The organism is Acinetobacter sp. N1-1 (assembly GCF_056711485.1).
Window position 1 is genome coordinate 1,783,562 of the sequence record NZ_JBWXUO010000012.1, and the last position, 12,426, is coordinate 1,795,987.

Annotated in this window: 8 protein-coding genes; 2 read left to right on the plus strand and 6 right to left on the minus strand. The window is 35.5% G+C overall.

Annotated elements, in window-relative coordinates:
* The first annotated feature begins 120 nt into the window (after positions 1–120).
* The gene (locus AC1MPL_RS08865; RefSeq protein ID WP_479765497.1) at positions 121–1,050 is read left to right on the plus strand and encodes a DUF6662 family protein; all 930 of its coding nucleotides are present in this window, start codon (positions 121–123) and stop codon (positions 1,048–1,050) included.
* 48 nt (positions 1,051–1,098) lie between these two features.
* Here the strand turns inward: AC1MPL_RS08865 and AC1MPL_RS08870 are convergent, their stop codons facing one another.
* The 5 genes from AC1MPL_RS08870 to AC1MPL_RS08890 all read right to left on the minus strand — a co-directional run bounded on the left by AC1MPL_RS08870 (position 1,099) and on the right by AC1MPL_RS08890 (position 9,931).
* Positions 1,099–1,989 (minus strand): amino acid ABC transporter substrate-binding protein, encoded by an 891-nt coding sequence (locus AC1MPL_RS08870; RefSeq protein WP_479765499.1) that lies wholly within the window; start codon positions 1,987–1,989, stop codon positions 1,099–1,101.
* 102 nt (positions 1,990–2,091) lie between these two features.
* Positions 2,092–2,784: a GntR family transcriptional regulator gene (locus AC1MPL_RS08875; protein ID WP_479765501.1), complete on the minus strand. Its 693-nt coding sequence runs from the start codon at positions 2,782–2,784 to the stop codon at positions 2,092–2,094.
* Positions 2,784–6,389, minus strand: a complete 3,606-nt coding sequence (gene uca, locus AC1MPL_RS08880; protein WP_479765502.1) for an urea carboxylase — start codon at positions 6,387–6,389, stop codon at positions 2,784–2,786. Before uca ends, AC1MPL_RS08875 begins: the two co-directional genes overlap by 1 nt.
* Positions 6,390–6,402: 13 nt before the next feature.
* Positions 6,403–8,229 carry an allophanate hydrolase gene (gene atzF, locus AC1MPL_RS08885; RefSeq protein ID WP_479765504.1) on the minus strand — a complete coding sequence of 609 codons (1,827 nt, stop codon included), beginning with the start codon at positions 8,227–8,229 and terminating at the stop codon, positions 6,403–6,405.
* A 103-nt stretch (positions 8,230–8,332) separates the two neighbouring features.
* Positions 8,333–9,931 carry a purine-cytosine permease family protein gene (locus AC1MPL_RS08890; RefSeq protein WP_479765505.1) on the minus strand — a complete coding sequence of 533 codons (1,599 nt, stop codon included), beginning with the start codon at positions 9,929–9,931 and terminating at the stop codon, positions 8,333–8,335.
* 434 nt (positions 9,932–10,365) lie between these two features.
* On the opposite strand from AC1MPL_RS08890, the gene AC1MPL_RS08895 reads away from it, so the two are divergent.
* Complete coding sequence (locus AC1MPL_RS08895) at positions 10,366–11,292, plus strand: helix-turn-helix transcriptional regulator (RefSeq protein WP_479765506.1); 927 nt, start codon at positions 10,366–10,368, stop codon at positions 11,290–11,292.
* A gap of 8 nt (positions 11,293–11,300) precedes the next feature.
* Here AC1MPL_RS08895 and AC1MPL_RS08900 read toward each other — a convergent pair whose 3' ends face one another.
* Entirely contained in the window at positions 11,301–12,416 is a 1,116-nt protein-coding gene (locus AC1MPL_RS08900; protein WP_479765507.1) for a siderophore-interacting protein, read from the minus strand.
* Positions 12,417–12,426: the final 10 nt, after the last annotated feature.

A 12,426-nucleotide genomic window follows, 5' to 3' on the forward strand; every position in this document is an offset into this window, starting at 1 on the left:
ATCCCCTATTTTTAGAGACTTTATTTTTATTATTTTATCTTAAATATTTCTTAAATTTAATAATAATTTAAGGAAAAGTGATAATCATTATATTTTATTTTAACGAAAGAGCAACAATTAATGCACATGCATTCTGTAAAAAAAACAATATTGTCTCTATGTTTAGCACTTGGTATGGGGCAAGTATCCCATGCAGGTGAAAGTTTATTCGGATTCGCGTACACACTTGATACGCAACCTAAGGGGACTTTCGAGTTTGAACAACGTTTCGACTTAACACATGGTCAAAGAACAGGTACATATAATCTTGGTCTGTATAGATCGGAAATTGAGTATGGTCTAACAGACGATGTTCAAGTTGCTGGCTATTTAAATGCATACTCTATTCAAGCGAAAAAAAACTATCTAAATTCAGATATGTGTGATGGACATACAGATAGTGAACCATGTACAGCAGGTTTTGGCGTACCAAGTAGCGCCCATGACAATGATTCTTATAATAAATTTAAAATTGATGGTGGTTCTTTAGAGCTTATTTGGCGTATATTAAATCCAGTTACTTCTCCAGTAGGTGTCGGTTTATATCTTGAACCCACTTTAGGCCAACTAGAAGACTCTCTTGAAATGAGATTACTCTTACAATCAAACTTCTTAGATGATCGTTTAATTCTGACACTAAACTTCTTATATGAGCCTGAAAAAGAAAAATACGATGATGCAGGCACAATTCGTAATTCAATGGGAGATATCCTCTACGGTGCGAGTTACCGTTTCGCACCAAACTGGTCTGCAGGTATTGAAGGACGATACCATACCGATCATGATGGCTACTTTTGGAACACACATACTCAGACAGCTCACTTTATTGGACCAACAGTACATTATGCAAGTGAAAAATGGTGGGCAACAGCAGCTTGGCGTTATCAATTAGAAGGAAAATGCTATGCCGATGGAACAGCAGACTGCTCCGTACGCACAGGTTACAATAAAGTATCTGATAACCATGGTAAAAATCAATTTGTCTTAAAGTTTGGCTTCCCTTTTGGTTAATATATAAACTAGCATAAGAGGAAAATACTCTTATGCTAGGAATATTTTTTATGGTAAATCAATGCCTTTATCTGTTGGTTGTTTTTCAAGTGCTTTAAATGATGAGCTTGGTGAAACATTTAAGTTAATATTATTCGGTTTAATTGGTGATTGAAACCATTTTTGATAAAGCTTGCCCATCTCGCCTGAGCTCCACATATGAGTAATAACTTGATCAGCAATTGCTTTTAATTTAGGACTATTTTTCGCCATCATTATACTATATGGCTCTTTTGATAGACCACCATCAAGTATTTTATAATCAGTAGGATTTTGCGATTTTGCAATGAATGTAACCAATGTATTCTCATCCATAGCCCAGCCTACAACTCTATCTGAAGATAAGGAATCAAATGATTCTTTATTATCTGCACCATAAAGATTCTTAAAGTTTAGAACGTCTGTACGTTTTAATGACATCATATATTTTTCAGATGTTGTACCTTTAGTCAAAATTACTGGCCTACCAACTAAGTCATCTAATTTATTTATATGTGATTTAACTTTAACAGCCACACCAACATCGGTTATAAAATAAGCAGTTGAAAAATCAACAATTTCATCTCTTTGTATCGTATGTGTTGTTGTACCACACTCTAAATCAATATTCCCTGTAATTAGGTCAGGAATACGCGTCATTGGATGCTCTGCTTTATACTCAATATTTAAATGAGGCATTTGAAGACTTTTCTTAATTTGATTTGCAACGTTTTGACAAACATCTATTGCATACCCAGCAGGTCTACCATCTATAGAATAAGAAACAGGATCCGCATTTTCTCTATACCCAATCGTTATCTTTCCTGATGTTTTAATTCGATCTAACGTACTCTCAGCATTAACTTGCGTTACTGCTAGAGCAGAAGCTAAAGCGATCCCCATCACAATAGTAATTTTCACTGGTTTCCCCTTAAAATATAAAAACAACTTAGTTAAATTTAAGTGCAATATAATAGTATATATATATTAAAAAAATATATCTTTTATAAGAAAAGTACTGTTTTAAACAAACTGATTATGATCTAACATTTGTAAAGTAATCTTTTTCACTGCATCACGGCTGTGCTTTATATGTAAAATAAGTTTATCCAACGCTTCTTCTTTATTTTTTGCAATGATAAGATTTATTATATTTTGATGCTCTAAATAGGTAGCCTCTACACGGTATTCTTTCGAAAAGTCTAGTCTACGTATAATTCTAATTTTCTCACTCAATTCTCTATGAATACGCACCATTTCCTGATTTCCAGCTGCACGCATTAGACTACAGTGAAAGTCCTCATCTTGCTGCGCTAATGTTCTTAAATCTTTAAGATACTTCTCTGGTTGAATACACCATTTTTCTTTTAAAATTTCCAACTCAATTGGTGGCTCAATTTCAGAGGCACATAAAATTTTAATCGCGGCACTCTCTAGTATAATTCGTACATCATACAATTCTTCGTAGTATCTAAAATTTAAAGGTCTCACCTGCCAACCTCTCCGAAATTCAACTTCGACATAACCTTCTTGTTGTAAACGGTAAAGTGCTTGTCTTACAGGTGTTCTGCTCACTTTATATACTTCAGCAATTTCTGATTCTGTAAAACGTTCGCTCGGCATCAATTTAAAATCAAAAATATCATTTTTAATTCTTTGATAAACAAGCTCAGATAAATTATCTGAGCGTTGTATAAGCATTTCTTTGTTTCTCATTATGGCTCCATATAAATCAGTGGTTCTCCACCATGTACCGTTTGACCAGCATGACAAACAATTGCTTTGATCTGACCATCTTCCGATGCATATACTGGCAACTCCATCTTCATAGCTTCAATAATTGCAATAGTGTCATTCTTCTTCACATTTTGCCCTTCATGAACCAATACTTTCCAAATATTTCCCGTCATAGAGGCATTCACTGCGGTATATTGACTAAAGTCTTGAGCAATATATTTATCTTGAATGATTTCATTTGAGGCAACAGTCTCATCTTTCCAACGCTCTACTTCAGTATGAAATGCCATTTTTTGTTGCTTCTGAAATGTATTAATACTGTCTTCTTTGTCTTTTAGAAACTGACAATATTCCGCATAATCAAATGTTGTTTCCTCAATATCAACGTGTATAAGACCATTCTCGAAATTGGAACGCCATTGATCTAATTCAGTTTCCGACACTTCAAAGAACTTGATTTGATCAAAAAACTGTAAAAACCATTCTTTATTTTCAAATTGCTTATTTTTCTTAAATTTATTCCAAATTGGTAAAGTACGACCAACCAACTGATAGCCACCAGGCGAATCCATGCCATAAATACACATGTACATTCCACCTATTCCTACAGTGCCTTCAGCTGTAAATGTGCGTGCAGGATTATACTTCGAACTGAGTAAACGATGGCGAGGATCAATAGGCACAGCGCAAGGTGCTGTCAAATAAACATCCCCCAAACCAAGAATTAAATAGTTTGCTTCAAATAAAATATCTTTGACTTGATCTCTATGTTCTAAACCATTAATTCTCTGTATAAAATCTACATTATTAGGCAACCAAGGTGCTTTTGCACATACACTTTCTTGATAGCGTTCTACAGCACCTAAAGTGGCACTATCTTCAAATGCCATTGGTAAATGCACTATACGAGAAGGGATTTTAATCTGGCTTAAATCTCCCATTTTATCTTCTAAAGAGATGAGCTCCTGAATTAACTTAGCTTGTGAAATGATTAAACCATCATATTTAATTTGGAGAGATCGAACCCCTGGTGATAACTCTAATACACCAGCAAGATCTGATTCACGAATCATTTGAATGAGTTGATGCACACGCAAACGAAGTGATAAATCAAGAACATTTTCTCCGTATTCGAGCAATATATAACTGTCTCCTGCCTGACGATAAATCGCTTTTGGAGAAACGGATGTCACTTCTTTCTGTGCCAATATTGTTGTTCCCAAACTTTCCTCAAGACAATCCTTTAAGCCCACTTGACTGTCTGAGAAATTTTGAATAACTGTTAACTGATCTCTTTCAAGTTGATTTGCTTGATTTACCGTTAGGGGATAAAAAGAAATTTTATCATCTGCCTTTAACTGTCCAACCTTCCATAATTCTGCTTTTGCAATGGTTACTGGACAAACGAATCCTCCTAAGCTTGGTCCATCTTTTGCCAAGATTACAGGAAAATCTCCAGTAAAATTAATTGCTCCAATTGCATACTCACAGTCATGCACATTCGATGGATGAAGCCCTGCTTCTCCGCCATTTTCTCGCGCCCAACTCGGTGTTGGCCCTGTTAAACGAATGCCTAAACGATTTGAGTTGAAATGAACAGTCCATTCCGATGCAAAAAATTCTTCAATATATTCTTGTTTAAAAAAGTCTGGCGCACCATGTGGCCCATATAACACGCCAATTCGCCATTCATTACCATAATTAGGAATAAGCGTTTCAGCGATTGCTCGAGGTGCTTGATACGTCACATCTACATCATGAGTAAGTAACTCTGGATGTACCATTTTAATCGTATCTCCCATGCGGAGTGTACGACCTGCATGACCGCCAAAGTTTCCAAGTGCAAAGGTTGAACGGCTTCCCAAATACAATGGAACATCTAAACCATGACGCACAGATAAATACGTGCGACAACCTGATGAAACATAACCCAATTCAAGTCTTTGCCCAGCTTTAATATTGATTGGTTGCCAAAAATTAATTTTATGCCCATCAATTGTTGCTTCACAAGGAGCACCTGTTAAAGCAATCACTGTATCGGCATGAAACTTAAATATCGGACCTTTCAGTGTAAACTCAAAGCCCGCTGCGCTTTCTGGATTACCAACAATTTGATTGGCAAGTCGAAATGCAAAATCATCCATAGGTCCGGAAGGTGGTACACCAATATCCCAATAGCCAACACGTCCTGGATAATCTTGTATAGAACTTAACGTACCTGCGTCAATCACTTCAATGACTCTAGGCGTATACGCAAAACTATCAAGCATTCTTGTCCATATGCTCATGTCTTTAAAGCGATGGTCTGAAATAATTTCTTGCGCATAATCTAGATTGGTACTAATTCCACTGAGACGAGTTTCTGCAAGTGTCTGCTTAAGTTTTGAAATCGCTTTTGTTCTATCTTCTTCATACACAATAATTTTTGCGATCATTGGATCAAAATATTGAGAGATTTCCGTACCCGTTTTTACCCAAGTGTCTACCCGAACATCTTCTGGAAAATAGACCTCTGTGAGTACACCTGGACTCGGTTGAAAGTTTCTTACTGGATCTTCTGCATAAATACGTACCTCAATAGCAGCCCCTTGTGGTTTAAGCTGTGCCAAATACTCCCAATCAATGTCATCATGTGAAGCGACTTTAAGCATATATTCAATAAGATCTAAGCCTGTCACCACTTCTGTCACAGGATGCTCAACTTGCAACCGTGTATTTACCTCTAGAAAGTAAAACTCATCTCGAATGGCATCATAAATAAACTCTACAGTGCCTGCGCTTCGGTAGTTTACAGACTGGCCAAGTTGTATGGCTGCTTGATGTAGTTTCTGGCGCGTATCTTCTGGTAAGTTTGCAGCTGGGGTTTCTTCAACAATTTTTTGGTTACGGCGTTGCAGTGAACAATCTCGTTCTCCAAGTGCAACGACTTGCCCTTGACCATCTCCAAAAATTTGAACTTCAACATGTCTTGCTTTATCTATAAAACGCTCTAGAAAGACACCTGCATCTTTAAAAAATTGCTCACCTAAACGCTTAACACTTTCATAGGCATCGATTAGCTCTTGTTCATTATCACAGCGTGTTAATCCAATTCCTCCACCTCCTGCTGTACTTTTAAGCATAATTGGATAACCAATTTCTTCAGCAGATATTTTTGCTTCATCTAGACTATTTAATAGCCCTGTTCCTGGTGTCATTGGCACATTGGCAAGGGCAGCCAACTCACGCGCACGATGCTTTAATCCAAACTCTAAAATTTGATGTGCTGTCGGCCCCACAAATGCAATATTATTTTCTTCACATGCACGAGAGAAATCAGCACTTTCAGATAAAAATCCATAACCCGGAAAAATTGCTTGTGCACCTGTTTTATGTGCAATATGAATCAGTTTTTCAATGTTTAAATAAGTATCAGAAGGTTTTATTCCTTCTAAAAAAATTGCAATATCGGCATCTAAAACATGTTGTGCATAGCGATCTGTATCTGAATAAACAGCAATACTTCGAATCCCCATTTTTTTTAATGTACGAATTGCTGTAACAGCAATTTCACCACGGTTTGCAACGAGAACAGTATAAAACATTTGAAACCCCTTTTTATGCCTGATGTGATGAATTGATGTGTTGAATATAGGCACGCCAGCCACCAAACTGAGTAATGTTTTCTGCATTTTCTAAGCCGTAAGGCTCACAAATAAATCCTTTTACCCATCGACCATCTTCAAGCTCTACATTTCCAATACCCAAAGGTGTTGGAACTTCTGCAACAAATTCACCAAATCTCGCCATAGGAACATCCCAAAGCTCGACAACAATAGAACTTCCACCTTCAATATCTCTAGCCAGTCCTGGTTTTGGTGGTACAGTGCCATTTAATGCGTAGAGTGAATAATTTGAAGCTGTTTTAGTCACCTCACGGCGTACAGCTTGACGTGATGTTAATTGGAAATTTAAAGGCATTCCTGTTAAATGAGCGCCAACTACTGCAACACGAATATGATGTTTAGAAAGAGGTAAATCCTTTGCGATCACATCATAGGATTTACTGGTCGCTCCAAGTTGAAGTGCAAGATGGTTCTGCCAACGTATACCAAAATCTGCCAATGCAGTGTCATACCAAGCAGGTGCAATACATGTAATACCAAAGGGCAAACCATCTTCTCTAAAATGAGAAGGCAAAGCCAAAGCACTCAAGTCTGCCAAATTGGTAAAATTGGTATATGTACCAAACTGAGCATTTAACTTAATCGGATTATTTTTCATTTGCTCAATGGTATAAATTGTGGGTGAAGTCGGCACACAGAGTGCATCTACTGTCGCCAATATCTCTTGAATTTGACGAGTTAAGTCTTGCTTTAAATACTCCGCTTTGTAAGCATCTACTGCGTTATAGTCATAGCCTTTTTCAACAATTTCTAGAACAACTGCATCAAAGTCATGCTTATGATTTTCTAAAATGTGCTCTACGGCTGTTGTTCTTTCTGCAACCCAAGCACCCTGATAAAGCTGTTTTGCTAATTTTTCAAAAGGTGAAAAATCTATTTCAACAATAGATACACCCAAAGCTTTTAATGTTTCAATAGACGTATTAAATGCTTTTTCCGCATATTGATCACCAAAAAACTCTAAAACATGAGGAATAGCAAATGTTAGATTTGATGAAAAGCTTGCAGGTGCTGTATTTGGGTTCTTTCTCGAGTAACTATCCTTCATATCATATGCTTCCATAAAATCTGCAACGTATGCTGCATCTTGGACAGTCAAAGCAAATATAGAAATACAATCGATAGTTTTACATGCAGGTAGTAAACCAAAATTAGAGAAACGACCTTTTGTAGGTTTTAAACCCACAATATTATTAAATCCTGCAGGAACCCGCCCAGAGCCTGCGGTATCTGTGCCTAAAGCAAATGGGACTATTCCTCTTGCAACAACACTTGCCGAACCCGAACTTGAGCCACCACTGACATAATCTTTCTTAAACGTATTAGGAACTGCACCATAAGGAGACCGTGTACCAACTAAACCTGTTGCAAACTGGTCTAAATTAGTTTTTCCCACAACAATGGCACCCGCTTTCTTTAATGCGCTAACCACAGTTGCATCTTCTAAAGCGATCTCTTTAAGTGCACGACATGCAGCCGTAGATACAAAACCTTTTACATCAATGTTATCTTTTACTGCAAAAGGAATCCCATACAGCGGAAAATGTGTGTATCTATTTTCAGAATCGTCTATGTCAGAGTTTTTAATATCTTGAATCTGAGCTTGTATTTGTTCATCCGATGCAATTGAAATCCATGCTGTATCTTCTAAATTAAGCTGTTGAATAATTTGAATTAAATCTTCTATTCTTATTTCTTTACTTTTATAGGCATGTTGCCAATCTTGGATTGTCCATCCACAAATCTGATCTAATGTCATGATTGAATCCCATCTTGTATACAAGTTATATTTTTAATAAGCACAATATGTGCCAAATAATTAAATGAATAACCGTATACAAGTTGAGTATGAAAAAATTAAGTTACTTTTCCATTGTTTTACAAAGAGAACAAATCACGCCATGATGTTTATGTGAATACATGACATCTGGTCTTTCATATTCTTGATCACACGCTAAACACATATATGATGTTGCTGTTGGTGATCCTTCTTCATCAAATCTTGGCTCATGAATACCATCGTGTTCTTGTTTAATATAGTATTTTCCTTTTGTTAGTACCCCAATGACTGGTGTAAGAACAAAACCTACAACCAAAGCAATTAAAGGCGAATATGAAGATAAAAAACTGCCAAGAAACCCGAAAAATGCCAATAAAGACAAACCAGCAGCCATCAGAAAGGAAACTAATCCCACAGGATTAAAGTCGTATAACATTTCACGTCTATATTCAGGCTCTTTTGGAGATAACTTAAGTACATATTTATTTACTGCAATATCTGTTGCGACGACCACAACCCAAGCAATTGCAAAGTTAGAATAAAAGCCTAAAATCTTCCCTAATACTGCAAACATATTGCCTTCCATCAATACCAAGGCAACCACTAAATTAAATAAAACAAAGATGATTCTTCCTGGATACTTTTTACTTATGCGTGTATATGCACTGGTCCATGCAAGAGAGCCTGAATAAGCATTCGTCACATTAATTTTAATTTGTGAAATAACAACTAAAATAATCGCCAGCGCAAGTGCGAGCCAACCCGGCAACATATCATGAAATGCTGCATTGAACTGTTGCACAGGTTCAGTCGCATCAACATTCGGAATCTTTGTAAATAAATAAAAACCTAAAAATGCACCAATAATTTGCTTGATTGCACCTAATATTACCCAACCCGGACCTGCAGAGATAACTGCTATCCACCAAGATTTACTATTTTCTTTTATTTTTGCTGGCATAAATCGTAAGTAATCAATTTGTTCACCAATTTGCATAATTAAAGATAAACAAATACCTGCACCTAGCATAATTGCCGCAAGATCGCCTGGTACATAACCTTTTTGACCTGCAAATATAGTAAATGATTGAACTAAAGTCGGTTCTTGATAAATTAAATAAGCTACAGGACCAATCATTAAAATAAGCCAAATGGGTGTTGTCCATACCTGTAACTTACTAAGGGCTTTCATACCATAAATGACTAAGGGGATAACCATAATGGTTGAAATTAAATAGCCCAACCATAAGGGAACTCCTAGCCCTAACAATAAACCTTGCGCCATAATAGACCCTTCAAGCGCAAAGAAGATGAACGTAAAACTCGCAAAAATAATACTTGTAATTACAGATCCAAAATAGCCAAAACCTGCACCACGTGTAATTAAATCTAAATCGATGTTATAACGCGCTGCATAATAAGACAGCGGGATACCCGTGATGAATATAATCATTGCAGCAAATAAAATAGAATAGATGGCATTATTCGTACCATAAGTCATACCAATACTAGCACCAATGGAGAAATCTGCTAAATATGCGATTCCTCCAAGCGCAGTAATAGCAACTACCTTAGGACTCCAACGGCGAAAGCTATATGGGGCATAACGCAAGGTATAATCTTCTAATGTTTCATTGGCTGCTTTATTTGGCCGTTCCTCTACATAACCATTTTTTTCCATGCCTCTTTAACTCAACTCAAAGAATGAGTCATTAAAAATGCAATGAATATGCCAATCTCTAAATATTAATTACACTTTTTCTCTATAAAAATATAACAGTAATAATGGCATAGCATACGATGCATATCCATATTATAAGTATCGGAATAATTTGCTAATTAAAGTTATACTTGAACCGTACAAAATAATTTAAGCATTAAAAAGCCAAGACATACATAAACCAAATTAAGTAAAATTCCATGAATTACTTAGAGAAAAGTAATCGGATACGTTTATGCCACTGTGAAAAATCAAAATAATAGACTCGCATTAACATTTATCTGCCAATAAATACCATCATTTATAACTTCACAAAATAATTTCCACCATTGACATTAGCTCACAACTAAATGAAAATCATTATCAACTGTTTTCTTAAATTAAGGTCTTATACGGTGTCTAAATTTATTGATATCCATAAAGAAATCTTAAAATCTTCGCAAGGACTATATATCGATAGTATCTCGTCTTTACCTAACCATCAACTCAATATATTTAATCCAATAGAAGGTAACGGATTTACGGAGTTATATGACTTTAATCGTTTATGCATTGGTAAAGGAAAATATTGGTTAAACCGACCATTAGAAATTACAGGAAATAGAAATTTATTTTCTTTTGGTATTACTTTATTACTTTCAGGTACACACTACATCAAGAATAGTGATCTAAATAAAGATTATATTATTGAATCTCCTAAGATCATATTACGTCGTGGCATTATTGGTAAACAGACTATTTATTTACAAGCCAAACAAGAAATGTCTTTAATTACACTTGATTTTGGGAAGGATTTATTAGAAAAATTAAAGCCTCTAGATGCAAAAAACTTTTTTATTCAATTTTTCTCAAGTAATCACTCATCAGCAATACATATCATTGAAATCCCTAATAAAGATATACATCACCATGCTCAACACTTACTTAACTTACCAACTGCCAAGAATTTGTTAGACTTACTTCATTTGGAGGGAGCAACTTTAGAGCTGGTTAGCTTATTATTGAAACATAAACAATATCAGCATGAAACTCCCCTACCAATTAAAAGAGCAATCGAAATTTTAGATACGCAATTTTATAAAAAAATCACGATTCGGAATTTAGCAAAACAAGTCGGTATAAATGAATGCCACTTAAAACAGTTTTTTAAAGAAAATACAGGCTATACTATTGGAGAGTATCTTCTTAAAGCACGAATGAAATATGCCCAAGCTTTGCTTAAAGAAGGATTTTCTCTTGAATATGTCGCTATAAAAACTGGTTATAGTAGTGCTCAATATTTTAAAAAAGTATTTACAAACTTTTATCAATACGAACCCTAAAACGTTTTTTAGATTAAGCGCCAGTATCCTTTAATATGGTTATTTTTTCCAAGAAGCTGTCTTTGATTACGTAAATAATGTCTTACTCTTTTGGCTGCATTATTTTCTAAAGCACCCCAAACATTTTCTATATGTTCAACTTCTTCCAATACTTGAATGACTTGCTGTGCTTGATATATCACATCACCATGAACCTGCTTTAATACAGTGTTTCTTGGAAAAGAAAAGTTGTTAAAATAGTCAAGATCTGCCTCATCGGCACACAATAAAATCACTGTCGGTGGGTATTCATTTTTCCAAAATTCTAAAATACCTGCGAGAGCGGGATAAGCTGTTTCATCTGCAATTAATACAGCACGACCGTCGTGTAAATGTGTATGTTTATCGTCTGTTTCAGTTCGACTCGAAATCATAGAGCCTACTTCTAGTTGTTTGACCCATTCACTGCCAGCGCTATTACCATGCGTAAAAATATCAATATAACCATAATTCAATACTGTATCATCACTCTGACTAAAAGATTTTCGCAACGTATATAAACGAACATCTTTATTCATCGTCTCTAATAGCTTTTGTCTTTTCTGACTCGATAGATGCTTCATTACCCATAAAAATCCTCGATCAAAAGTATTTTTTATCCAACCACTCTTATTTGATGATTTCACTTTTAGAGGCTGAGATTTCTCGAAAACTTTCAATACTAGACCATAAGCATAACCCGCATAGTCATCAGGCAAAGGCAATTGACTTTTAATGGTTAAACGTTTGATATTTTTAGTGATTTGCGACTTCTGAGTGATTTCAAAATACTGTTTGGTATTATTACTAAATTCAATTTTTTGCTTAACAAATGAGTTATAGGCCAAATATAAAATTTGTTCCTCAAGATCGCCATTTAATTCAAACGCAACGAATAATTCAGCGTATTTTTTTAACTCGGAATCGTGTACCTTAAGTAAAATGCCCTCTTCAAAAATATCAACAATATATGCATAATCGATATGCATATTTTTTCCATAGCTCTGAGCAATCATACGTAGTTCTTTCGTATGATCCTGATTGACATGATCAACAATATCGAGCTTACGGTCTTTCTCCTGAATAGGGGTATACTTTTTAATCATATTTATCTTC